General features: G+C 27.7%; 1 protein-coding gene. It reads left to right on the top strand.

From position 1 onward, the window contains the following. Positions 1-249, top strand: a 249-nt coding sequence (locus SB660_RS22635) for a hypothetical protein (RefSeq protein ID WP_410584744.1), incomplete at both ends; no start/stop codon positions are given.

Genomic DNA, 249 nt, shown 5'->3' with positions numbered 1-249 from the left:
ATACCCATCCCCAGCAATTACAAAAGTTAGATAAAATAAGCATTATAGATTTCTCAGGAAAAACTATTGAAAGCTACCAGTTTTTGTATGATTATTTTAGTTTTAGATTATTGGAAAGAGATTTGGACGACAAAAGACTATCATTAATTAAAATAACTAAATATAATTCAACCTCCGCTAAAGAATTTGATTATGTTTTTGATTACACTAAAAATACAGCAAATTTTACATTGGGAAAAGACCATTGGG

Origin of the sequence: Bacillus sp. SIMBA_005, assembly GCF_046535585.1 — a bacterium.
GTDB lineage: Bacteria > Bacillota > Bacilli > Bacillales > Bacillaceae > Bacillus > Bacillus pumilus.
This window is presented reverse-complemented; position numbering and strand designations above follow the sequence as displayed.